Source organism: Thalassoroseus sp., assembly GCF_984380535.1.
Window position 1 is genome coordinate 65,864 of sequence record NZ_CFHRBF010000013.1, and the last position, 24,445, is coordinate 90,308.

At 55.0% G+C, this 24,445-nt stretch carries 15 protein-coding genes; 5 read left to right on the forward strand and 10 right to left on the reverse strand.

The annotated features are described in order from the left end of the window. The first annotated feature begins 95 nt into the window (after nucleotides 1–95). A complete protein-coding gene (locus AC5DDB_RS18435; RefSeq protein WP_491741223.1) occupies nucleotides 96–872 on the forward strand; it encodes a hypothetical protein in 777 nt (258 codons plus the stop codon). Here AC5DDB_RS18435 and AC5DDB_RS18440 read toward each other — a convergent pair. The 3 genes from AC5DDB_RS18440 to AC5DDB_RS18450 form a co-directional block, all read right to left on the reverse strand. Further along, the gene (locus AC5DDB_RS18440; RefSeq protein WP_491741224.1) at nucleotides 855–2,867 is read right to left on the reverse strand and encodes an alpha/beta hydrolase-fold protein; all 2,013 of its coding nucleotides are present in this window, start codon (nucleotides 2,865–2,867) and stop codon (nucleotides 855–857) included. The genes AC5DDB_RS18435 and AC5DDB_RS18440 overlap by 18 nt on opposite strands. Nucleotides 2,868–2,915: 48 nt before the next feature. After that, a complete protein-coding gene (locus AC5DDB_RS18445) occupies nucleotides 2,916–3,137 on the reverse strand; it encodes a CDGSH iron-sulfur domain-containing protein (protein WP_491741225.1) in 222 nt (73 codons plus the stop codon). A gap of 105 nt (nucleotides 3,138–3,242) precedes the next feature. Then, entirely contained in the window at nucleotides 3,243–3,800 is a 558-nt protein-coding gene (locus tag AC5DDB_RS18450; protein WP_491741226.1) for an RNA 2'-phosphotransferase, read from the reverse strand. Nucleotides 3,801–3,895: 95 nt separating this feature from the next. On the opposite strand from AC5DDB_RS18450, the gene AC5DDB_RS18455 reads away from it, so the two are divergent. Beyond that, nucleotides 3,896–5,071, forward strand: a complete 1,176-nt coding sequence (locus tag AC5DDB_RS18455; RefSeq protein ID WP_491741227.1) for an amidohydrolase family protein — start codon at nucleotides 3,896–3,898, stop codon at nucleotides 5,069–5,071. A 44-nt stretch (nucleotides 5,072–5,115) separates the two neighbouring features. On the opposite strand, the gene AC5DDB_RS18460 is transcribed toward AC5DDB_RS18455, so the two are convergent. After that, the gene (locus AC5DDB_RS18460; protein WP_491741228.1) at nucleotides 5,116–5,592 is read right to left on the reverse strand and encodes a GNAT family N-acetyltransferase; all 477 of its coding nucleotides are present in this window, start codon (nucleotides 5,590–5,592) and stop codon (nucleotides 5,116–5,118) included. Between the two features lie 298 nt (nucleotides 5,593–5,890). Here AC5DDB_RS18460 and AC5DDB_RS18465 point away from each other — a divergent pair, with 298 nt between their 5' ends. After that, nucleotides 5,891–7,387 carry a hypothetical protein gene (locus AC5DDB_RS18465; RefSeq protein WP_491741229.1) on the forward strand — a complete coding sequence of 499 codons (1,497 nt, stop codon included), beginning with the start codon at nucleotides 5,891–5,893 and terminating at the stop codon, nucleotides 7,385–7,387. A gap of 110 nt (nucleotides 7,388–7,497) precedes the next feature. Here the strand turns inward: AC5DDB_RS18465 and AC5DDB_RS18470 are convergent, their stop codons facing one another. After that, a complete protein-coding gene (locus AC5DDB_RS18470) occupies nucleotides 7,498–10,122 on the reverse strand; it encodes a hypothetical protein (protein ID WP_491741230.1) in 2,625 nt (874 codons plus the stop codon). 538 nt (nucleotides 10,123–10,660) lie between these two features. Between AC5DDB_RS18470 and AC5DDB_RS18475 the strand changes: the two genes are divergently transcribed. Continuing rightward, entirely contained in the window at nucleotides 10,661–13,948 is a 3,288-nt protein-coding gene (locus AC5DDB_RS18475) for a heme-binding protein (RefSeq protein WP_491741231.1), read from the forward strand. A 78-nt stretch (nucleotides 13,949–14,026) separates the two neighbouring features. Here AC5DDB_RS18475 and AC5DDB_RS18480 read toward each other — a convergent pair whose 3' ends face one another. The 4 genes from AC5DDB_RS18480 to AC5DDB_RS18495 all read right to left on the reverse strand — a co-directional run bounded on the left by AC5DDB_RS18480 (nucleotide 14,027) and on the right by AC5DDB_RS18495 (nucleotide 22,179). Next, complete coding sequence (locus AC5DDB_RS18480; RefSeq protein WP_491741232.1) at nucleotides 14,027–14,965, reverse strand: cell division protein FtsQ/DivIB; 939 nt, start codon at nucleotides 14,963–14,965, stop codon at nucleotides 14,027–14,029. Between the two features lie 262 nt (nucleotides 14,966–15,227). Continuing rightward, on the reverse strand, nucleotides 15,228–15,428 hold the full coding sequence (locus AC5DDB_RS18485; RefSeq protein WP_491741233.1) for a hypothetical protein: 201 nt from the start codon (nucleotides 15,426–15,428) through the stop codon (nucleotides 15,228–15,230). A gap of 86 nt (nucleotides 15,429–15,514) precedes the next feature. Continuing rightward, nucleotides 15,515–16,984: a DUF1501 domain-containing protein gene (locus tag AC5DDB_RS18490; RefSeq protein WP_491741234.1), complete on the reverse strand. Its 1,470-nt coding sequence runs from the start codon at nucleotides 16,982–16,984 to the stop codon at nucleotides 15,515–15,517. Between the two features lie 98 nt (nucleotides 16,985–17,082). Beyond that, on the reverse strand, nucleotides 17,083–22,179 hold the full coding sequence (locus AC5DDB_RS18495) for a DUF1549 domain-containing protein (protein WP_491741235.1): 5,097 nt from the start codon (nucleotides 22,177–22,179) through the stop codon (nucleotides 17,083–17,085). 218 nt (nucleotides 22,180–22,397) lie between these two features. Here AC5DDB_RS18495 and AC5DDB_RS18500 point away from each other — a divergent pair, with 218 nt between their 5' ends. Continuing rightward, nucleotides 22,398–23,150 carry a helix-turn-helix domain-containing protein gene (locus tag AC5DDB_RS18500; RefSeq protein ID WP_491741236.1) on the forward strand — a complete coding sequence of 251 codons (753 nt, stop codon included), beginning with the start codon at nucleotides 22,398–22,400 and terminating at the stop codon, nucleotides 23,148–23,150. Between the two features lies 1 nt (nucleotide 23,151). Here AC5DDB_RS18500 and AC5DDB_RS18505 read toward each other — a convergent pair whose 3' ends face one another. Beyond that, a complete protein-coding gene (locus AC5DDB_RS18505) occupies nucleotides 23,152–24,393 on the reverse strand; it encodes an outer membrane protein assembly factor BamB family protein (protein ID WP_491741237.1) in 1,242 nt (413 codons plus the stop codon). Nucleotides 24,394–24,445: the final 52 nt, after the last annotated feature.

Sequence of the window (24,445 nt, forward strand, 5' to 3'; positions counted from 1 at the left end):
GACAGATTCGGATGGTCGTCATAGAACGCCTGCCTCTTCCTCTCTATCAATCCAACTCTCGGAATCCGCTGGTCGACCAGACGGTAGGTGATGATATGCGGCAATTTTCACGACTGCTGATCATCCTTCTTATGGCAACATACCCTGAGACGTCGATTGCGGCGGACTGGGAATTCGGCACTCTGATCGCACCAAGCGATGTGTTTGGACCGATCGAAGAACCCTGCTTTCGGTTGGATGAGGTGATCGCCAGTTGCGTGACACCGGCTGAGCACGAGACGACCGCGGGCAGTACAGAGGCGGATGTTTTCTATCGCTCGGACGTGAACGACTTGCTGCGTGAGACAGAAGCAATTGTCATTCGGGCGCAAAATGGCGGCATGTTCGGGGCGGGAACCCGATTACGGTTTGATTATTCCGAAGACTACAATGACGAAGTCCGTATCCACGGACAGCTGATGACGCAACTGTCAGGACAGTTTGGTATGGACGCGGAAGCGACCTGGTACGACAAAACTCGGAATTCGGATGTCGTCGGGGAGTTGTGGACGGGCGATGCCAATCTCGTCTACAAGCTCGACGTTAGTCGTATCACCCTCCGGTTTGGCGGCGGAGCGGCGTATGCCCTTGAGGAAGGCGATACGAAAGTCGGGTACAACTTTACCTACGGAACAGACTTCTACATTCGCCGTCCATTTTTAGTCTCCGGCGAAATCGACTGGGGCCAAATTTCCAGTGACCAGCTCTTTCACTGGCGAGTGACCGCCGGGTTCGTGTACGGATCACTCGAAATCTTCGGCGGCTACGACTCCTACGAACTTGGTGAGTTCGACATCGATGGCCCAGTGGCTGGTCTAGGGATTGTCTTCTGAGTCAGCATGATCGGGAACGTTCTGACTTGGCAATCGCCATCCGCTATTGAAGATCTCAGCCCACGCGATTTCCTCGCGGAATCCGTTGTCTGTCTTCTCGAATTTCACCACAGCCACGTCTCCGAGCCTAGGAAATAACCACGAGTTCGACGCTTTGAAGTCCTTATCGTGGAAGGTGTGGCCGCTGTTGATGACCACGTACCGGCGTGGATTGAGCGGATTCGGGAAAATCATGCACAGTCCGTGAGAGTGAGCGTCGTAAGAGTTATTGCCAATCTGAATCTTATCTTCCGTCCAACGCACCGGCAGATCGGGCAGAATTTTGGCGAGAACAGCATTCGAGCCCGGATCGCCGAACAGCACGATATTGTTGTTCTCGATCATTTCGTCGGTCAGTTCAGTGTCGTTGACCGTCGGGATATTGGCACGCATCCATTGGTCGAACTCGGTTTGGAAGCGGTCGTAGGTCCAATTGGCCCATGCGTTTTGAGGCTCGGTCCAAGCCGTGCCCGTTCCGCGGACACAGATAAACGATTGCATGAACGCATCGTCGATCGGGCCTTGTAAGTCGCGATGTTTCATCCGGTCGGAGTTTGCGTCGAAGTTCCGCGATTCTTGGTAGTTCAGAACTCGCCAGCCTCGGCCACGATGCACATAGTAGACGTCTGGCAAGAGACCATCAGCAGCGAAGCTCAGCGGCAACGGTTGACCGTCGATCTCGATTTGCGCTGCCACCTCACGTGCGATCTTGAGTGCCACCACGTTTTTGGTTGTGAGGCTGAGAATCCCGTCGTTTGTTCGGCCTCCCTCGACCACCGCCGGTTCGTACATCCGGCCAAGTTGACTGACTTCCAGCCAATCGCAGCGATTGTATTTGGGAGTGTAAGTGATGAAGCGAAGTTGCTGGCGTCCGGGATAACCAGGTCGTCCGGTGGCGTTTTGTTCGCTGAGGAACTTCATGAACTTTTCACGACTATCCTCATCGAACTTGTGCCCCATGTTTTTGCCCACGAGCACGTCAATTTCGATCCCCACTTCGTGTGTAGCCGCAGCGACACTTTCGGCGGCGGCACGTTGCGGGTCGTTCTCTCCGCCGTAGCCAATCATCGGAACATTGAAGGCGTTCAACGAGTAATCGACGGCATCGTAGATGTGCAGCGTGGAATCTTGCCAAGCCGGAAGTTTTTCAGACTGATTTTGATACTTGTAGAAGTCCACAAACCCTGCACCTGCACCAACAGATGCCCACTTTCCGGGGTGATGCAAACCAAGATGCCAAGCACCGGCTCCACCCATCGAGAAACCCCACAGCGAAATGCGGCGGTGATCGATACGGTAGCGTCGGCGAACATCTTCAATTGCTTCGAACACATCCGTTTCACCCGCCCAACGGTACGCGTTGTTGCCACGTCCGTAGACATCGAGCTGAATCCACGGTTGCCCTTCAGGAGTGGCTTTGCCGTCGTGGCGATCGATGAAGTTCACCTCGTTCATCTGATTCGCTCGGCCATGCAACACGACGTACAACGGCCAACGTTTCGTGCTCTCGGAGTCGAAATCTTTGGGCAGTGTCAGTGCATACGGTTGGACCGACTGATCGATTTCCGAGTAATACCCGCGAATTGTGGTCGCTTTGACGTCGTTCCAAACCGATTGATCAGCCTTCAACATGGCCAACCGATTCATACCGGTTACCAAAGCCTTTGTTGTTTCGCCGTACGAACCCTTCTTCGGAAACTCATTCCAGCGAAGTGCCCATTCGACGGCTTTGGCGTAGATCTCGACATCCGCGACCGATCGCATGTCTAAACGTGTGCCGTTCTCCTCGGCATTCGATTTTCGACGGTCTTTCTCCGCGTCGATTGCATTCTGAAGTGTGGTCAGTTGTTTCTGCAGGGACTCACGCTGCTTGTCAGATATCTCTTCGGACAACAGCGGTGCCGTTAGGAACAAAAACAGAAACGCTTGCAAACCGACAACAGTTAAAGGCTTCATACCCGGAGAACTCCCGAACGCGATGGACAACGCACGACCGAATCGAAACTAGGCTTCCGGCGGGGCAAGGTGCTGAGCTTCGAATCCGCACGTCTTGTGCGTTCCATCGCAGAACGGCATTTTCTCGGACTTCGTACAGCGACAGAGGGCAAATTTTTCTTTTTCGCCGAGGTTGTAAGTGTTTCCGAGATGATCTTTCAAAGTGACCGGTCCGGTAATCAAAATCGGACCGTTTTCGCGAGTCATCACTTCCACTTGGGCTTCGGACATCAGTTCACTCTTTATCTTCAAGTTTCAATGGTTATCAAAGTTTGCTCGAAGATAACGTCGCCCGCTCCGAGACGCAAACATGACGAGTAGGAGAGGCGTGGTTCGTCAGTCCGGCGGTGAGGGCGGGAAAATCAAATATTGCGGCGGCACATGTTCAGTCAGCCAAACACCGTTATCCGAGAGAAAGAACTCATACCCGGCGACACTCATCGCGTGTGATCTCACTTGCAACACCACCGGTTTCCCACGACGAGCACCGACCTGTGTCGCTGTTTCTTTTTCGGCCGAAAGATGCACATGATGTCGCTGGCCTCTGAGCAAACCATGCGTGCGAATGGAATCCAGAAACCGAGAGACCGTGCCATGATGGAGTGTTTCCGGTGGAGATTTTGGAGTCAGCTCCAAATCCACCGCTACGGAATGGCCTTGATTGGCTCGGATGCGTTCTCCATCATCGCTGATGTGGAATCGTTGTTTCTCGGACTCGCGAACGATCCGTTCGAGATCATGTCTCGACATACGGGAACCATCCGCGTTCGCGCGAAGCAGCAAGGTGTCGATCTCGGTCCAACCGGCTGAATCCAATTCGATTCCAATCGAGCCGGGATTGTGTCGGAGGACGTAGCTAAGAAACTTGCTCAGTTGCCGATCCGAATTCTTCATTTCCCTTTCTCCAAGACATTTGTTTTGAGACGTTATACGATTCGTTGCCCCCGCAGATTCAACTTGTTCGCTACAGATTCGAAATTGGTTTCGTTATGCACGTTTTGAGAATTGTCTTTGCTTGTATTTTCGTCGGTGTCGGTTCGCCGCTGCTGGGACAAGAGTCTGAACAACCGAAGCAGCCCCGGCGGATTTACTTGGACGAGTTTCGTCCACAACCATCGTTGAAGGTCGAGGAACATATTCTCACGCGGGCCAAGTTCCCGTGTGTCAATGTGCACACTCACCCGAAAACGCTTTCGGATCAGGAACTCGACGACATGGTTCAAGCGATGACGGAGGCCAACATTCCGGTCTCGGTTTCGCTCGACGGTGTCGTCGGGCCTGCATTTCTTCCGCATTATCGTCGTCTGACGGAACGACACCCGGATCGTTTCGTCGTGTTTGCAAGAATGGATTTCATCGGCGACGGCGACAAAGACGAACCGGCGACATGGGCAGTCAATCGACCCGGCTTCGGGCTCAAGACCGCCGACGCTTTGTCTGAAGCCGTCAAACTCGGAGCGTCAGGCTTGAAACTGACAAAGATGCTTGGGCTTTATCTGCGAGATGCAGAGGGCAAGCTGCTGGTCCCGGATGATCCGCGATTCGATCCGGTCTGGCAACGGGCAGGGGAGCTTGGAATTCCCGTCTTGTGGCATGTCGCAGATCCGATCGCGTTTTTCCGCCCGACAAACGAATACAACGAACGTTGGGAGGAATTGTTCCGCCATCCGGAATGGAGTTTTCATGGCAAGGATTTTCCGAAACATCAGGAACTGATCGATGCACGAAATCGGGTGATTGCGAAACACAAGCAGACGACTTTCATCTGTGCGCACATGGCGGACATTCCGGAAGACTTGAAAAAGCTGGGCTCGTATCTCGATCGGTATCCCAATATGAACGTCGAGATCGCTGCCCGAGTTGCGGAACTCGGGCGGCAACCCTACACCGCGCGGAAATTCTTTTTGAAGTACGGTGACCGCATTCTCTTTGGCACCGACGGTGTGCCACCGATGTCGGAACTCATCCCGCACTTTCGGTTTCTGGAAACGTACGACGAAAATTTTCCGTATGAGGACAATCCATTTCCACCGCAGGGACTATGGAACATCTACGGGTTAGGACTGCCCGACTCGATCCTTCGGATGGTTTACCATCGGAATGCCGAACGGCTGATTCCCGGCGTGAAGGAAAAAGTCGCTGCGTGGGAGAAACGGAACAAGTAGGATGCGTAACGAATGGCCAAGGTCGGCACTGGCCATTCACAGCATCATGACTTGCTCGAACTTATCTTTGGGAACATGTTCTCCATGACAAGATAGCCGGGACGCGTCCAACCAAGTTTCTCGTAGACGGTTTGAGCTGTTTGGTTGTCTTTTTCCACGTACAACCGCAGCCCGACCGCTTCGGGATTCGTTCGCGCCTCCGTGACGGCATGTTCGCATAACGCCCGAAAAACACCACATCGTCGATGCTCAGGAGCGACGTAAACACTTTGGACCCACCAGATGTTGCCGTTCCGCCAGTCGCTCCATTCGTAAGTGATCAGCAAACAACCGGCCACTTCTCCCTTGCGCTCGGCGACGAAGTACTGGCCACGCCGATCGTCCGCAATAGCTGCTCGAACGCCTTGCTCGACAACGCTGCGATCTAATTGGAGTTCTTCGGTCTCCAATGCCATCCGAATATTGAAGTCAGCGATGATCGAAAAATCGTCACCGGTTGCAGGGCGAATTACTGGAGCCATGAGATCATTATGTTGATGGAAAAACGAGAAATTTGACGCGAGCAGATACCATGCGGCAATTCGAACTGGAATTCCATGCCGAACCTGCAAAATCGGCAGAAATCCCGAGGTCTCCCGGAATCCCGCAGGTTTTGCAACAGGAGGTATGGGTAGTTTGGCGATACTGGGTACTGTGAAAAGGAGTTTGTAAGTCTGGCAATTTTTTCCGGGCCATTGGCAGACACCAGGCGGACTTCTTGAAGACCCCTTAGCTTACGACGTTCGATTTCGAACGCCACCGATCCCAAGGAGGAATCGCGTGCAGTACACAGAAGGAACCCGCATCGCGGGGAACGAAGCAGAACCAAGACACCATTGGGGCATGTTGGCTTTCGGCTTGTTTGCCGGTTTGGTCGGTGTGTACGTTTTGGTTGTCGAGCCGATGAATCAACGGCTTGAAGCGGTGAATCGCGAACTGATTCGCATGAAACGTAACATGGATTCGCTGGTCGGCGTGGCTGGTGAAGCCTCTCGAACGAATAGCTTGCTGGCGTCCCTCAAAGAGCAAGCCGTGCGTGTGCACCAAGCCGAACGTGTCGTGCCTGCGATCTCTCGCTTCCGACAAGACGTGGAAGCCGAAGCCGCGAAAACGCCGGCTGCGTTCGCATCACTCGATCGCTTGGCTGCGTTGCAAACGTCGGTTGCCGGTCAGTCGCGGATGACGGACTCTGCTGTCGAAACCCTCCGGTTGATTCAAAAACTCCACGAGCAAATTCTCGAAGAAGGTGAATTCGACGAGCAGGCTACCACCGGGCTGAACGAACTGATCTCGTTCAAACGGCGTGCGATGGCCGCAGGTGAGAACATGGACGAAGCCAAAGCCACATTGGCTGGGCTCGTTGGTCTCAAAGACACCGTTCGCGAACAAGCCGATACCTTGGCACCAACACAGGCAGCCTTGAACGGAATGCATCGCTTGCAACTCGAAACGATTCGAGCCGGCAAAAATACGGCCGAAGCCGCACAGACAGCTGATGAACTGATCAAGCTGAAGGACACAATCGTTGTGCAATCTGTCGGGGCTGATGTCGCTCGCGGGCAGGTAGCTGAGTTGGTCAACTTGAAAGACGATGTGATCGCCGGTTCGGCAGGCACGAGCGATGCGATTGACTATGTCGCCGAAATGGTGGACCTGCGGGACGATGTCATCGCCAGCCACGATGGAATCGACGCGGCTGTTGCCACTCACAACGATTACGTGGCCCTGAAGAACCAGATCAATACGCAATCCGAAAACATCCCGACAGCGACCGATTCCGTGCAAGCCTTGGTGAAGATCAAGGAAACGCTGGTCTCTCGCGGTGGAGACAACGAGTTGGCCGCCGCCAATGCTGGCGAGTTGATCACGCTGCGTGATTCGCTCAACTACGACGAAGACACGAACCTCGTTGCCGGACGGAACTTGCGAGCCTTGCTCGAAATGCAGACCGATCTCGCATCGCGGACGGAAGAAGTGATCACAGCCGTGCAATCCCTCGAAATCCTCTCTGACTTGCGAGATGAACTCGACGGGCAACTTCACACGCTGACGGAACTTCGACGTCAATTCATCGAGTTGGCGATGAACGAGAATACGATCAACCGAGCGATGAACGTCATCAAGCCACTCGTCGAAGCGAGCAACTTGCGATACATGAACGATTCCCAAGTTCGCGACGTCGCCCGTCGATTCTTGGACAAACGCAACGAACGGATTGCCGCCGAGCCCAATACGGTGCCAGTTCGAAATGCGTCGAGCACCCAAATTATCAAGTAAGTAATTTCACACCGAGCAACAAAAAAACAGCCCCGGGGTTTTGGCCTCGGGGCTGTTTGCGTTTTTGCAGATTGATCCGCAGGGTGCATCACGTCGCACCAGAATACCCGTTAGTACGTCAAAATCAGTTCGAGGAAGTTCGAGTACTGGTTGGCGACTTTTTCCTCTCCGACACCGGCAAGTGCTCGGTCGGTGTCGGCTCGTCCGAAGAGGTCGTCGAAACCGGCTCCCGGAATCAAACTCGCCAAGCCCGCGACCACAATGATGTTGTCGTTGAGCAGCGGTCGATACTCGATCCCCATGCTGATGTCGACGCCGATTTCCGGATCGATGTTGTCTTGGAAGGCGACCACTTCTAGCACCTCGGTCGTGTCGAACCACAGGTAGTTATAGTTGGTGATGACCTTGAGCTTCGGCGTGACTTCGAAGTCCATCCCGAAGTTGACAATGTCGATCCCCGGGTTCACGAAGTTCGTTTGGCCTTGGAATTTGCTAGACCGCAAGTTCGCGACCAAGCTGTTCACGTTCGTCACATTGACGCCGAACAAGCGAATCGCTTGACGTTGCCAGTAGCTGAATTCCCCCCCGACAAAGTTCGGGTTGTCGAAGATCGCATCGAACCCGCGAGCTTGGTCATCGAAGGGATCGTCGTCACCACTCGCCCGGAAGAACGAAGTGCGGAAGCGGACCCAGTCACGGTCGATCGACAATTCAAACGCCTGCATGTTCGCGTTGATGTCTTGCTTTTCACCGGCAATCGGGTTGCGGGAGTCTTCCCCGGTTACCCAGTAGAACGCGTTCGAGACGTTAATCCGCCCGATGTGCCCATCGCCGGCGAAGCCGAAGTAGTGCGACGTCACCCGGTGCGGTTGGAACACCCCAATCGGGTCCGGCCGGACGAGGAAGTTGTTCTTATCGAACTCGGTGCTCGGTTGGTCATCGTTGAAGTGATAGCTGAATTGAGCCGTGTAACCGGGGAACACGAAGTCTTGCCGGTAGTAGTTGGCGATCAACGTGTTTTGATGTCGGTCCTCAAACGTGTTGAGCAGCGTGTTCGTGTCTTTTTCGGTTTGGTCGAACAGGATCAGGTTGAACTGATCGCGGTTCCCGAAATTCGTCCCGAACAGGCGGACCCCACGGTTGATATCGGAGAAAATCAAGCCACGAAAGTCTGAGTTGAAGAACTGCGACCCGGCTCGCATGGAGAGGAAGTCGTAATCGGGACTGAGATCCGCGAGTTTGACTTCACCGAACCATTCCTCCAATGCAAAGTCGCTGCGAATCCGTTTACGTCCTTTACGGACATCGGGATTCACACCGGCGAGTTCGCCGACGAACAGGTTACTCTCGGCCACCACCGGTGTAACACGCAATTGCCAGTCCAGCGGTTTGAACACGGCCGTGTTGCCGTGGAACAAAGTGATTTGGGCCGAAGTCGTATTCAGAATGAAGTCGAAGTTTCCATCGCCGAAGAACTCTTCTTGGCCACTGGCCCGCGTGCTTTCAAACGGTGTTGTCGCTGTCGGCACGTTTGCATAGTTCAAGATGAGGCGGTTCTGCAGCGTCACGTTCAAGAAGGTATGCTGCCCCATGATTGGGTAGTCGCCCTTCAGCACGTTCTGGTTGTACGGATCCCACCAGTGGCCTTTGACGAACGGGTAATCGTCCGTGACCGGATGATTGCGACCGTAACGGTCCCACTCGGGATAACCAATTCGCCACCGGTCCTCGACGGGCACGAAGTGATTGCTCGATTGTCCTTCCCGAGGCAAAACACTGGATGGCCCGGAAAAACCGTTCGGCGGCTCGAACGCAGTTTGCAAATATGGCGGTTGGTCAGCGTAGACCGGATCGTAGTATGGGACTTCGTCTTGTTGGAATGGCGGTGTCAATGGGCGACCAAGCAAGTCGTCACCATCGCCATCGGCGAAGCCCGGAGGCGGATCACTGGCCGCGAAACCGTGAGGCGTCATCAGCGGATTGCCGTCGTAATTGGAGATTGGTGAGGCTTCCACCTGGTCCCAATAGCTACCGATCCGCACGGGGCTTCCGTCCGCCGGTCGTGCGACACGAGGGTCATGTCCATCCGGTTCGCTGTTGCTCCAGAATGGTTGAATCGGAGACAACGCCGTATCTTGTCGTAATGATGGCAGATGATCGTTTTCCGCCGGTGCGACAAATCTCGGATCAACCGGGGCAGGTGCTAAGACTGCTTCCGGATGCGGAATTTCGTCTGAAATGGTCCGCACGCTCGTCGAGCCGAACGGCTGTTCCTCGGGTTTATCGATAAACCCGGTTGACGTCGGTGGCGAAACGGAAGGCCCGGTCAGCCCGTGTTTCATTTCCGTGGCGAGCAGCCGAGCATTGCCTTTGACGAGCGGATCGGAATCCTGCATCGCCATGTGCTCGATCTGCATCTGCAGCTTCGAGTCTGGACTCGCAGCTCGAGCGGCTTCGATCGCTGCCAATCGTACACGACGATCAGGGTCGCGGAGCAACTCTAAAAGCGTGGACGCTTCTTGGTTTGAAGACATGCCCGGTGCAGACGCGATCAGGTCCGGCTTGGGAACCGTCGGCCATGGTTCCGCAGCGACGGATTCTGTGACGGACCCGATCGCAAGCAGCCCCGCAGTCGCGGAAGTCAGCCACCGCCAACGCGTGTGGTTGTCGTCGCGATCGTGTCGTTGGTTTGTCGGTCGCGTATCGAAGACGCGATTAAGAAATGCTCGGATCACTGCTCGGCCCCACGAATTCCCGCTGCTGGAATGCGACCCAACCCATGTCCGAACGGGCGAGTGCAACAATTCTGGCGAACGGTGAGTGGTAGAAAAACATCCAGGAGACGAGTGGAGAGCAACGGGAGTAGAACGGAACCGTAGTGCCGGGCCATCCCGCTTGCCGACACGATTCATCAAGTTTCCAGGCATTGGCTATATAAATGGCCGCCGTGAAAAACGATCTGATTGTGCCCGCAAAGTATTGATCGTCCGACCAGGCTGATAAACTGGAGAGATTTTACCGGTTTTTCCGATGATTCCGGTTTTTTCGTTCAGTTTAGCTGGATGAATGCTGCGGATTGTTCCGATCAATGATCATGTGTTTTCCTCTCATCCCCGTGGTGAACGGAAAACAAGTCGTTTTCGTCAGGAATTCGAATCAGGCCGCGGTTGGAGAGCCTGCGGTTTGGATCAGACGCCACTGACAAGGCGATGGATTCGGAGGCGATGCGTGTCGACGTCGCCAGCTACTTTGCCGCAATCGGGAGCCTGACTCGTGAAGTGGTTGAAGAAAACACTGAACCGCCTTGCGGCGCAGCAATCCGCCGAGCCGCGACCAGACCGGGATGCGTCTCTGTCTCAAGTCGAACATTTAGAACCACGTTTGTGTCTCGGTGCATTTGATGCCCCCGAGATGGGAAACTGGGCACCGCCAGAACCGGCGATGATCGCTCCGGCGAATACCAACGCCGGTGTCTCGACGTCGCAGCCGCCCCAGGGACCGAACGCCGCGTATGATTATCCACCTGTCGGCAACACGGAAACGTATTCGCCGACGACTACCACGAACCTTGCCCCGCCGACTACGAATCCGCCGACTTCAACCGGCACAGTTGGTAGCGAACTCGATGGCGGACTCAATGCGTCCGCGTTGCCGCCGTCCTTCGCGGACACTCCGACCAGTAACACGCCAAATGGCTTTGCTGTTCCGACTTCATCCCCGACAACCGGTTCTTCTCAGACCGAAGGCGAATCGGGAGCGTTCGGTGGAAACATCGGTGCGGGACCGGGCGGTATTGCCGTCAATGCAGGTGCGGAAGGCACTGGCATCGAGAACGTCACCACCATCGACACCGAAGCGGCCAACGGAGCGGGAGCCGAAGGCAGTACGGAAACAGAAGTTCGTTTTCCCGCTTGGTGGGAAGACCTGGAAGAACCCGTCACCGTCAAATACGACTTCCGCAGCATCGGTGATTATGAGAACTACATCACCGATGAAGAAATCGCCGTCGCGGAACAAGCACTCGCGGATTGGTCGTCGGCAACCGGCGGAATCGTGCAGTTCGAACGCGACATCTACGCCGAGAACTACGAGATCATGAATATTGGAACCGGAGCGCTAGAAGCCTTCGGTTACAATAGCAGTCAAGGCGGGACGCTTGGTCTCGGTGGCGGGGCCGTTACCCGACTGAATGACGACGCGTCGATCAATGTCGCGGGAGTCGCGTGGCTCGATGCCACCGAGAACTGGGACCTGGAAATCGGCAATGGTGACGTCACCGATACGGTCGATTACTACACCGTTCTCTCGCACGAAATCGGTCACGTACTCGGTATGCAAGACGGCGGAAGCCTGTCGAACCCGGATATCATGCGGGGTTTCTATAACACCGAGATGACGTCCGATGCCATCGAATATTCGGCAGAGCACGGCTCGTTCTACACAACGATCGAGCAAATGGCAGCAGAGAATGCGACGTTCAGTGTCTATGCAATGTCTCTAAGTCAATTGTCCGCCGAGGAAGTCGAACGACTCCTTCGTCGAGCGTCGGCTGCCACCGCAAGCGATGATGCGGTCATCGCGGTCGTCGACCGTTCAGGGAGTATCCTCGGCGTGTTGGCTGAAGACGGCGTGATTCGAAACATCAACGATTCGACGAACACCGCTTCCTTCGGCAATGGCAACATGCTGATCGATACACAAACCGAACGCGAAGCATTTTCATTCTTCGTCGAAGGTGCTGTCGCGAAAGCTCGAACTGCAGCCATCTTCTCCAACGGCGATCCGACTAACACGGACTCGTTTAGTCCAGGGGGAACACTAGCTCCGCTGACGAGCCGACTCATTCGGTTCATTAGCCAAACCACGATTACGCAACGCGAAGTCGAAGGCCGGGCGACCGTTCGTGCGGACTTCGACGACACACTCCGCGGTCCAGGTTATGTCGCCCCGATCGGCATCGGTGGACACTTCCCGCCGGAAGTCAACTTCACCCCACCGGTCGACCTCTTTGCGATCGAACATACCAACCGCGATCGTGTCGCTGACCGAACGAATGTGAATCCGAACCAGGACGTCAACAATCCACCTGCTGCCGGCGACATTCTCCGTTTCAACATTCCCTTTGAAGCCGTCGATCCGCAACTGGTGGATGCTCTTCGTGAGCCGCTTTCCTTCGGGGAAGTCTCTGGTCTCGATCCGAATGCCCGCTCGCGTGGGGTTGCCACGTTGCCTGGTGGGATTCCGATCTACCGCGACACGAATGGCGACGGGGTAGGCGAAACGTTGATCGGTGGCATCGGGGTCTTCTTCCCGGGGCGCGATGGTTTCGCCACCTTCGAGCAGAATTTCATCCCCGGGATTGGTCAAACCGAGGAACAACGGACCAATGCTCCGAAAGTCCTCGAAGCAGAATACATGGCCCTCACCGCAGTGGGCGGAAGTCTTCTGGCGGGGGCGGTCGGTATTCCCGGTGCCAAAGCTGATATTTTCGCCGGTGAAGGTTTGCTGGAAGCGATTCCGAGCATCGATTTGCCATTTGGCCGTCTCGATTTGGTCGGGATTACGCTGCAAGTTGTGGGACCGATTGCAAACCGTCAAGGTGTGGGTGAAGTCCTTGCTCATGGCATGTCGATTGGACGCGCCGAGGGAGCCAGCGGATTGTTTGCAGCTCCTGATGGCACACTGACGACGGTGAATCCCAACGTGGAAAACAACGCTGCGAACTTTGTGGATGGTCGCGAAGTTCCCTTTGGATTCGTCGTACCGCCGCGTGACGGTTCCACGCCGGGTTCCATCACCGCGAGTGAGGTTCAGCAAGTCATCGATCAAGCCGTTGCCGCCGCCCAGCAAGTGCGGGCTGCAGTCCGACTCCGCGGCGACACAGGAGACCCAAGCAGTCGGACACGGATGGTGATTTCGATCACGGATCTCGATGGCAATGTCGTCGGTCTGTTCCGCATGCAAGACGCCACGGTGTTTTCGATCGATGTAGCCGTCGCCAAGGCTCGCAATGTGACGTACTACGCCTCGGACGAACTGCTGGAATCCGACCAGCTCGAAGGCGTTCCCGAAGGTACCGCGTTTACGAACCGGACATTCCGCTTCCTAGCCGAAGGCCGATTCCCATCGGGGATTGACCAATCTCCGCCCGGCCCGTTCTCGACGCTGAATAACTCGTTCATCAATCCCTACACTGCCGAAAACAATGGCACGCCGCAAGACGCGGAGGCGTACCAAGACACGGTTCTTGGACGGAATTCATTCGATCCAAGCGTGATTGACCAGACCACCAACTTCAACTTCGCCGACGTGCCGGGCAACGATCCGGACAACCAAAACGGAATCGTCTTCTTCCCGGGTAGCACCCCGTTGTACCGCGATGGCGTGTTAATCGGCGGGCTTGGTGTCTCCGGTGACGGGGTCGATCAGGACGACGTCGTGACATTCCTCGGAGCCCAAGGATTCCTGCCGCAACAGAACGGCGTGCTGAAGGCCGATCAAGTCAAGTTCCGTGACGTCCGCCTGCCTTACCAGAAGTTCCTACGGAATCCCTTTGGTTGATCGAAGTCTCGAATTCAACAAACGACAAAAGCCCAAGGACGTTAGTCCCTGGGCTTTTTTTATTGGAAACCAGTCCGGTCAACGACGCGATGCTGTGCGTGAATTCAAAAGACGTTGGGTAATCTCTTGCCAATGTCGGATGTCGATTTCGAGCGGTCCGCTTGGATGCACGAAGCTTCCGTAATCATCGAGATACTGCCGAAGCCGGCCAATCTTCTGTTCGGCGGACAACTCACCCGGATGCCCAGTTCCCGGGGCTCGTCCCCATAAGATTTCGGAACCTTGGGTCGTCGTCAACGAGAAGTTGATGTCGTCGACTTCTGTCTCCCCGTCCGTTTCTGGTTCATCGGGGCAATTCACTGCCATCAAACCAAACGCTTCCCAATGACACCGGTCTCGATCGTACGACCGCATCAAATGTTCGGCGAGTCGTGCGGCCCCGACGACCATTGCATCTCCCCATACGCTTCCCGCCGGTCCCTCTGGTAACGACGACACCCCTCGGATGATCGGGTATCGTCCGAAATCTGCCCGGGAAAAGTCAGCCGGTGGCAGTAGGACCGCATCAGCGGAGATCGGGTAATACAGCCCCTGACCAATCTCGACCAACCCGACCGGTTGTCGGTAACTGAGATCGATCTCCACCACATTCGGCGGAATTTTGCGAACTTGGTTCACTCGGCTTACCCATGGATGCCGACCGAAAGCCACTGCCACTTCCTCGGCGAGTTCATCTTCCAAAACGCTTGCACCATTGTTCTCCCATCCAGCGGCGTCGACAACCTGACGGATCAAATCGTAGGGGACCCAGTGCGGTGGGGGCGTGATCTCGATTTTCGACGCCCGCAATTGATATTCACTTTGCTCGCTGAGGTCAGGCAAATGGCGGATAAGTCGCGGTCCAAAGACGGCCAACATGACCAACGATGCGGTTGCGAAGAGTGTCTGCGGGCGGAAAATCCGCTGACGAAGCCGAAGCGCACCGCGACTTTCTTGTCCCGATGATGATGCAGACATGATGTTCGCGACCGAAGAAGGGTTGGCTGACAGGATCTGGACCGTATCACGGTTTTTTGCTTCTGCAGTGGTCACGCCAAATTGGACACACCGCAGAAAGTCGAGAGCCGAAACTCGCTACCGTGAGGCGCGAACCGGTCTCCACGGAATCGGTATCGGCCAATCGTTCAGTCGCAAACGATGGTAAACCGCGGGCCTGTGGAGTTTCGGGCGAGTTGGCCACGAATTGGAGAATTACGCGGATTATGCCGACCGTCCGTTCTCACGTAGTCTGTTTGTTGCGAGAGACCCAGTACAACTGTTTGTGGCCATGCGATTCCAATTCCGCCGCCAACGCCTGAGCCCTCTCGCGAGTCAGATTCGCTTCGACAACGAAACGATTGCCGTTGTCGTCCTGTCGCCACACAACCCAGCAGCGTTGGGAAGTGAGATCGTCTTCACCACTTTCGTTTTGGGAAAACACTTGAATATCCGAACTCAAGGAAACAAAAAAAGCCCTTTGAGACTTTGGGTCTCTCCGGGCATTGATTCGTGGTCGTGACAGAGCGTCTATGCAAACAGGCTGGAAACCGCTTGAGCTTTGACGAGTTCCCGCGGTTGGTTCAGGTGATTATAGACGATCGTTTCGGGATCGATCCCAAAGGTGTGGTAAATCGTAGCGAGCAACTGACCGGGATGAACCGGATCTTTGAGGGGTGCGGATGCGGTTTTATCGCTTTCACCGTAGACATGACCACGACCGATTCCCGCACCGGCAATCGCAGCGGTGTAGCAATAGGGCCAGTGATCACGACCATCGGCACTATTTCCGTTGCCGCTTGTCGAGACTCCACGCTGCGGCGAGCGACCAAATTCGCCGACGCCGACGACCAACGTTTCGTCAAGCATTCCACGCTCGTCGAGGTCTGCAATGAGGGCAGAGAAACCAGCGTCGAACATAGGAGCTGATTGCGTTTTCATCCGCTGTGGCAGCCCCGTATGTTGGTCCCAAGAATGGTTGTCACTGTTGGCAACCTTCGGCCAAACGACTTCCACGACCCGAGTACCCGCCTCGACGAGTCGACGAGCCAGCAGACAGCTTTGGCCAAACGTATTCCGTCCGTAACGTTCATGCGTTTCGTGACTTTCCGCTTCCAAATCGAACGCCTCCCGCGCTCGACCGGAAACAATCAAATTCAACGCTCGATCGTAATAGGTATCTAGGTTGTACGACGCGACGGCATTATCAATTGTGGGCATGCCGTCGTTGATCACGTCTCGCAGACGAGCGCGACGTTGCAAACGTGTCGCAAACACATCGGGCCGAAGCTTCAAATCGTCCACGCGGATTTTGGTCATCTTCGTCATATCCATGTCATCACCGGGTGGATACAGCGTGTAAGGATCGTATGCCTTACCGAGGAAGCCCGCTGTCCCGCCTTTTCCAACCACGTTGGATTCCTGCAGTGGTCGCGGGAGCATCACAAATGGCAGCATCGGCTCTGTGGTTGGCTTCAACCGAATGATGTTGGAACCGAAGTTTGGAAAGTCTTTCGGACTCGGCGGTTCCAACTGACCCGACGGACTGACTTTATCGGTCGTGTAGCCGGTCATCATCTGGTAGATCGCTGCGGTATGATTGAACAACCCATTTGGGGTGTAGCTCATCGACCGAATCAACGTCATCTTGTCGGTTTGCTGGGCGAGCTTAGGCAGGTTTTCGGTGAACTTCACGCCGGCCGTCTTGGTGGAGATCGGAGCGAAGGGACTTTTCACGTTTTCGGGAACATTCTCCTTCGGATCCCATAAGTCCAAATGGCTCGGTCCACCTTGCAAGTAAACCAGAATGATGCTCTTCGCTTTTCCCCACCCGGGACCACCCACGACGGGTTTTTCCTTCGCCTTCGCTTCGAGTTCCAGCAACGAAGCCAATGACAAACCCAACATTCCGGAACCACCAACTCGGATGAGATCCCGCCGGGTCAAACCAAGCCGATCATCACAGAGGTCTCTGCCGCGAGGGCCTTGAATTGTGAGCATGAATGTCGCCTTCCAATATGTGGTGTGAGGGTCGGACAAAGTATTTCAAAGAAGCTGCATCCAAAGCACTTCTAGGATGCAGCTTGGCCTGCAACCGGTTAGTGATTGAACAGAAACGCGGGCGTGTTGATCAGTACCCAAGTCAGGTCTTGAGCGGCGGTCAGTCGTTTGTTGTCGAGTTGCTGTTGGCTCGTTTCTACGATGCGGCGAAGTTCGACAAGCTTCTTGTCGTCTTGCACCGGCTCTTGGGCCTTCGTGAGCTGATCTCGCAACTTTTGCAGTTCCGGATCAACCGGCAACGGTTTCTTGGCCTCGGTGACGGCAGCCAGCCGGGCTTGATATCCCGATTCCTCTTTTTTGTAGTAATCGAGCAGCTTCTTCGATTGCTCTTTACTACGTTTGTCCTCCGCGACCGCGAGAATCTGCTTGATGTCCTCTGGCAGCCCGAATGACAGCGGCGACGGAGCCGTTGTGACGGACCAACGGAAATGCCCCAGACTGTGTTTTCCATCGGCGTAGTTCTGGGTCATTTTGATCGTGACCACAAACTCGCCTTCGGGAATTTCATCCTGGAATTCGAAGACTGCCGTGTGATTCTTCCCGGTTTCAGGCGAAATGGCCCAACCGTTGCCATTATCCGCGATCTTGCCGTCGATCGCGGTCGCGACATCGTAGCTGCCTTGGCTGAAATCAGCGTTCGCGTTGCGTAGACGAATCTTCTGTGTTTTGGACGGATCAGCTTTCGGAGCGATGGTGACTTCCAATTCCGTCAATACGAAGTTTCCGTTTGGCGGACGTCCGGGACCTTTGCTTGGAAGTCGATCGTCTGTCAGTGCTTCCAGTCGCAGCCCAGTCAAACCGCCTGCCGGGATGTCCCCCGTCAGCGTATAGACGGTTTTACCTTCCGGCCCTGAGACGATGATCGCCGAGTCTTTCTCCTGCGTAAGCGTTGCGTTGTTGGACGACTTTGCGTCTTGGAAGGCCAGTGGTTGCCAACTCAATTCGGCGGCATGTCCCTGTTTCCAAGCAGCGAAACGCTCTGGCAGACTGGCTTCGTATGCTTTCAGATCAGCTTCGGCCTGATCAATCCGGGCCTGTCGAGCAGCTTCATTCTTGGCGATCATGGGAGCAAGACGATCAGCAACGGGTTTGAGTTCTGCTTCGGCTTTGGCGATTCGTGCGGCTCGCTCCGCGTCAAGTTTCTCGCGAATCGGTTTCCATTCCGCTTCTTTCTGTGCCAACTTCAACAGCAGTTCTTGATGGTCGACAGAAATCTCATCGAACATTTTCATTGTCGCTGCAACTTCTTTTTCCGTTGCATGCCGATTCAGGACCCGGAGGAAAAGTCGATCAACCAACGCACTGTTATCAGAGTGCGTCTTCACCAACTCCGGCAATGCATTGTTGGGATCGCCGATTGCAGACGAGACCGTGGGCCCACTGATGAAAGCCATCACCGGCCCGAGTTGCATGTCGCTGTTTCGCTCGCATTCGCAGGAACTTTCGCGAGTCGGGCGACCAAGATTTGCCAAGAAACCATCGGGCAACGAGACGCCCACATCGGGCAGGGCAGCCGCACGTGTTCCCGGTGAGACGCCGGGAATCTTCGATTGTGAACCTGTCACGAGGTGAACGGCATCGTAGAGAACTTCCGCCGGCAAACGGCGAGCCGTTGCGTGGGAGAAGTTTAACGTATCGTCTTTGTTCCAGCGGTTCGTGGCGACAGAAAGTTGATACGTTCGCGATTTGCAAATCATTCGCAAAATGTGTCGCATGTCAAAACCGCTGTCGACGAACTCCTGCTCCAAATAGGACAGCAGCATCGGATTCGTGGGCGGGTTACCAGCGCGAATGTCGTCGATCGGTTCGATCAGGCCGCGTCCGTATAGGTAACCCCACAAGCGATTGACATAGCTCATCGCGAAGTATTTGTTATCGGGCGATGTGATCCAGGCGGCAAGTTTTTCGCGGCGAGTCATCTCGCTTTCGGACTGGTACTCCGCCTCAAACGGGAACTCCGGCGGAGTGACTTCGCCCGTGCGGTCATGCACGACTTCGCCGTCACCTTTATCGTAGACTTCCTCGTAAAACGGCTTCGCACCTTCGACGGCCGTGCCGCCGATTCGACGTTTGCCACTTTTCGGATCGGCCTTCAAACCGACTTGCGCGAAGTATGCGGCCGTCTCATAGTATTGGTCCTGAGTCCATTTCTCGAACGGGTGATCGTGGCACTTATTGCAGTTGAACCGTACACCTAGGAAGAGGTGTGTCGTGTTCTCCATGATGTCGACCGGTTCCCGTAGAATCTTGTAGTAGGAAGCGGCAGGATTCTCTCGGTTCGATCCACTCGCGGTGAGAATCTCCCGGGCGAACTGATCGTACGGCATGTTTTTCTCGACGCGTTCGCGAATCCATTGACGAAACGCCGTCGCACCTTCACGGCCGAGGAACTTGCCATTGACTTGGAGCAAGTCGGCCCATTTGTTCGTCCAAAACTCTACGAAGGCTTCGTTGCCGATGAGTGTGTCGACGAGATCGCCGCGTTTCTCCTGAGTTGGTCGGTCGTCGGCCAGGAATTTTTCGACTTGCTCCGCGGTTGGCGGCAAGCCGGTCAAGTCGAGATACACACGACGAATGAATTCATCATCGGTGCAAATCTCGGACGGTTGAATTTTCAGGCGTTGCCATTTAGCGCTTGTAAATTCATCGACCTTGTTGAATTTCGGCGGCTCGTTCCAGACAAAACCAGTGCGGTCACCCATCACAGTCAGCGTGGTTGCTGCATAGGCACCCTCGAATCGCGCGAGGATCGGAGCTTCCCCACGTCGCAGGGCGGACATCAAACCGTTCGTGTTCGCGGTCGCGATTTCCGTGTCACCACTTTCCAAGAATGCTTCGCGAGTAACATCTCGTTTGGACCCATCAGTGTATGTCGCCACGACTCGCACTTGCTGACGACCACCAATCGGGCCAATCGTAGGGTTCTTGGGCAGAATATCGATACCGCTGACACGAGCGACATCCAAATCGAGTTTGGCACCACCGGCGATCCAATTGCGAATGATGAGATAATGAGCATTCCCCGGTTGAATGAGTTGCCCACCAACATGCGGTACCGCGCCTGTCGATTTTTGCAGCATCAAACTGTTATCGGGCGAGGCCACGTTCACGCGTCGTCCGGACAAATCGTCCGTCAGGGCACGGATGTCGTACAACGCGTCATAGCCTCGCAAAGAAAGTTTGAAGCCGTTTTTGCCTTTGAGCGAACCATGACACGTACCCTGGTTACATCCCAACCGGGACAAAACAGGGTTCACGTCGCGAATGAAATCGCTTGTGACGGCATTCAGTTCAACATTACTGACCTTAACAGGCAGAGTGACCGTTTGATCGCTCAATGAAAGTTTCAGAAAGCCCTCTCCGACGGCGATCGGTTGGACGAGTCCCGTAGGATCGATTTGAACCAACGGTTTCGTCAGTTGTGCCTGAACCAACCGAGTGACGTCGATACGGTCTCCTTCGGTGGTGATGCCGGTCACGAGCAGTTGCGTGTAGGCGAATGGATCATCAAGGGAGATCGTGAGCGGCTCGACTTCGAGCGATTTGAGTTGCACATTTTCCGGCAACGGTCGGGGGTCGACGGTCTCGGTTGTGCGAATGCGGTTGGGTTCGATCCCGCCGGCCATCATGGTGACGGCCTCTTTCGCAAGCGGAGCAGCGGGGAAGGTCGATTCAATCGCCCCGGTCTCGGAACTGATCAGACGAACTTGTCCATCACCACCGGCAGCCGCAAGTTTGCCGCCATCGGGGCTGAACGCGAGAGCGTACACGCCGGAGGGCACACCAAGCTTGGCCTTGCGAGAGACGTCTTTCGTCCAATACTCCTCAGCTTTCTTTTTCTCGTCCGCGTTCCACTGTCGCGGTTGTTTCTCCATGATCGTCTTCATGTCGCCCGGCAGCGTTGCATCGAACGAGTACGGATAAATGCTGACTTCGCCCGCACCATCGAGACTGCTACCGGCCGCAATCCATCGGCCATCGTCACTGATGACCACATCGAAAATCCGCCCGGTCATTCCCGGCAACTGACGGAACAAATTGGCATCGTCGCCGATGACACGTTTGGTCAGTCGTTCCATGCGATAGAGCTTTGGCACACCGTCACTACCGCCAATGACGATCTCATCACGCTCGGGATGTCGAGCGATACTGGTGACCCCACCTTTCAGAGCGCCGGGCGTGATGGACGTTATGTTGTCGACAAAACGTTCGGTCGCGACTTCGGTGAGTTTGACCGTCATGTCACGACCGACAGATGCCAAGTGTTCGCCGTCGGCGGAGAAAACAGTATCCCGAACCCAATCGGAGTGGGCACCTTGGAAAACGACTTGCTCACCAGTGTCAGACTTAATCACGCGAACGGTGTTATCCGCACATCCGAAGGCAATCAACTTGCCGTCGGGTGACCAACTTCCGCCGTAGACCGTGTCGTAAGTCACCGGCTTCGAGAGCAATAATTCCTGCTTTGCGACGTCCCAGACTTGGACTTCACCCGTCAAACCCGGGCGTCCACCGGTGGCGAGCAATTTGGTGCCATCCGGTGAGAAGGCGACAGATTGGATTCGGTCCGACAGACCGATCAGTCGGCCAACAATTTTCGAGCCGTCTGCTTGGTGCAGCAGCACTTCATGGAAACCGGCCACCGCCAGCAATTGGCCATCGGGCGAGTAATCCATCGCCGTCACCACTGGCAAACGGGTGTAAACTGGCGGATGGTCGCGATCGTATCGTTCGCGGGCGTTTTCTGGGGTGTCGTCGACGGCTCCCCGTTCGATCCAACGACGAATCAAATCGATTTGCACTTCCGCAAGAGCAGGCTTGTCCTTGGGCATCAAGGCTTTGCCATCCGCATCGGGGACAATCTGCTCGATCAGATAGCTTTCGTCCGGTTTGCCGGGCACAACGGCATTCAACGTGCTTTCCCCACCCGCCACCATTTTGGCAAAGTCGGTCATTACGTATTTGCCGTTAGCTTTGGCGGGCTGATGACAACCTTGACAATGTGCCTGAAGGATCGGGCGGATGTCTTTGTAAAAACTGACCGGTTGCGAATTCTCAGTATCGTTCGCGTGCAAAGCGGAGGGGATGAGAAAGACAATCAGCAGAGTGTGTGTGCACAGCAATCGAGCGAGCATTCAGGAAACTCCCGGGCCATTCGGTCGGTAGGTCGAAAACGAAGAAATGCATAGTTTCTTCTGACTAAAAACTCGATTTTCAACGGAAACGCAGTGGAGAAATCGAGCGCTACAACCTATGACACTTTTCAACAAATATTGATGCATTGATTATGAAGTTACCCGGCCCTCCAGTCTGCGCATTGTAGAAAATCCGCAATTTTTGGTATTATTTCCGCATGGAAGACCCACGCAAATTTCAGCAACAGTTCTTGTCCCGGCTGGACAATCAGCTTTATGTTGCGGAGCTTTTTGACTATCTGCCTGAGGTCTATTTCTACGCCAAGGACCAGCACAGTCGATTCGTGAAGGTCAATAAAGCGTCCGCTGCGATGCATGGTTACAGTAGCGAACTTCAGATGGTCGGGAAGACTGATCACGACTTTCACCCTCGTCATTTGGCGGATCAGTATATTGCGGAGGATCGTCGAGTGATGGCGGGGCGTCAGCCGATTCCCAACCAAGTCTGGCTAGTTCCCGATCACGATGGTTCGCTGAAATGGTTTGTGTCGAGCAAGATTCCGCTGTTCGGTGACGGGGGCCAGGTCATCGGGATTGCCGGGGCCATGCGGGACTTCGAGAAAGCGGAGTCGCTGGTCCAACCGTACCAACAGATGGAACGAGTGCTCGCTTATGTTGTGCAGCACTATGGTGAAAAAATCGAAGTCAGCGAGCTGGCGTCACTCGTGCATTTGTCGGTCAGCCAATTTGATCGTCGCTTTAAAAGTATCTTTCAAATGACGCCGCAAAAGTACATTCTGCGAGTCCGAATCAACGCGGCCTGTCAATCTTTGACCACCACGAACCAGAGTGTGGCCAATATCGCTCAGAGTTCGGGGTTTTACGATCAAAGTTATTTTACCAAGCAATTTCGGCGACACATGGGACTCACGCCGCTCGCGTATCGCCGAAAGTATGCTCAAACGCAGTGATCTACTTCTTCGACACTCGGTAGAGATGGGTGAACGTTCGCAGGATGAAATCATTCTCGACAACCGCCGGTGAGGCGTTAAAACCGTCCTGGAGTTGGTTCTCGGTGATGAGTTCGTATTCGGCACTTGCCGCAACGACCGGTGACAAACCGGTTTTACTCGAAAAATACAGACGGTTTTCTGCGAGCAATGGAGAGGCCCAGTATTCGCCTTCCAATCGCTTCATCCAATGAACATCACCGGTCTTGGCATCTCGACAAGAAATGACGCCGGAATCGTTCGTCATAAATAGCAAGTCGTCTTTAAGAATCAGCGACGAGCGTTTCGGCACGCTTTTGCCGCTGCTCCAAGCGATGTGCGTGTCGGTCACATCTCCCTGCCCATCAGGACGGACCGCCACTAGCGAGGTGCCACCGTCACCGGCGGTGATATAGAGCAAACCGTTGCCATAAATCGGCCGGCAAGCCGCGTTCATTCCGCCATGTTGAACTCGCCAAATTTCTTTTCCCGTCAGCGGCTCATAGGCGACGGTTGCAGTCGCGCTCGGCAGAATCACTTGCGGTTGACCAGCGACCTCGATGACCAAACCGGTCGCGTAGGCTTTTTTGCGGTCGCCATTGTCGGTGTTGTAGTCGATGTCGCGAGGAGTTCGCCAACGGGTTTCGCCGGTTTGTTTGTCGAAGCCCACGACGTATTGCACATCGAATCCGTCATAGGCGACGATCAACACGTCTTCGAACAGAATCGGCGAAGAAGCCGGTGCCCGGAAGTGATCGCATTCCAAGTCCCGTCGCTCCCAGATCTTTTTGCCGGTCGCTGTGTCGATGGCCGCTGTTCCGTAGCTGCCAAAGTGCACGTACAGACGGCCGTCTTCAATCGTCGGGGTGCAAGAGGCGTAACTGTTCGACGGATGACAAAACCGCGGGTTTTCATTTTCGAAGACGACCATATCGTGCAGCACATCGCCAGTCGTCGCATCGACGCAGAGGACGGACTGTTTCGTGCCGTCTTCGGTGGCGGTGGTCAACCAAATTTGATTGTCCCACACGACGGGACTGGACCAACCACGCCCATGGATTGGCGTCTTCCAGACGATGTTTTTAGTCTCGCTCCACTCGACGGGAACGCCCGTCGCCGGTGTGGTTCCGTCGCCGCGTGGTCCCCGAAATGCGGGCCAATTCTCCGCTGCAGCCGACTGAATCAGCAATACAAGAGACACACAAGCAAGGCCAAATATCCGCATCGGTTTCCTCAATTGATTCATTATGACAACGACATCGACGTCTTCGAGACCG

What these genes read in the sequence shown, in the direction of transcription:
- AC5DDB_RS18435 (WP_491741223.1), top strand. Translation starts at nt 96, where the DNA reads ATGCGGCAATTTTCACGACTGCTGATCATCCTTCTTATGGCAACATAC.
- AC5DDB_RS18440 (WP_491741224.1), bottom strand. Translation starts at nt 2,867, where the DNA reads ATGAAGCCTTTAACTGTTGTCGGTTTGCAAGCGTTTCTGTTTTTGTTC.
- AC5DDB_RS18445 (WP_491741225.1), bottom strand. Translation starts at nt 3,137, where the DNA reads ATGTCCGAAGCCCAAGTGGAAGTGATGACTCGCGAAAACGGTCCGATT.
- AC5DDB_RS18450 (WP_491741226.1), bottom strand. Translation starts at nt 3,800, where the DNA reads ATGAAGAATTCGGATCGGCAACTGAGCAAGTTTCTTAGCTACGTCCTC.
- AC5DDB_RS18455 (WP_491741227.1), top strand. Translation starts at nt 3,896, where the DNA reads ATGCACGTTTTGAGAATTGTCTTTGCTTGTATTTTCGTCGGTGTCGGT.
- AC5DDB_RS18460 (WP_491741228.1), bottom strand. Translation starts at nt 5,592, where the DNA reads ATGGCTCCAGTAATTCGCCCTGCAACCGGTGACGATTTTTCGATCATC.
- AC5DDB_RS18480 (WP_491741232.1), bottom strand. Translation starts at nt 14,965, where the DNA reads ATGTCTGCATCATCATCGGGACAAGAAAGTCGCGGTGCGCTTCGGCTT.
- AC5DDB_RS18490 (WP_491741234.1), bottom strand. Translation starts at nt 16,984, where the DNA reads ATGCTCACAATTCAAGGCCCTCGCGGCAGAGACCTCTGTGATGATCGG.
- AC5DDB_RS18495 (WP_491741235.1), bottom strand. Translation starts at nt 22,179, where the DNA reads ATGCTCGCTCGATTGCTGTGCACACACACTCTGCTGATTGTCTTTCTC.
- AC5DDB_RS18500 (WP_491741236.1), top strand. Translation starts at nt 22,398, where the DNA reads ATGGAAGACCCACGCAAATTTCAGCAACAGTTCTTGTCCCGGCTGGAC.
- AC5DDB_RS18505 (WP_491741237.1), bottom strand. Translation starts at nt 24,393, where the DNA reads ATGCGGATATTTGGCCTTGCTTGTGTGTCTCTTGTATTGCTGATTCAG.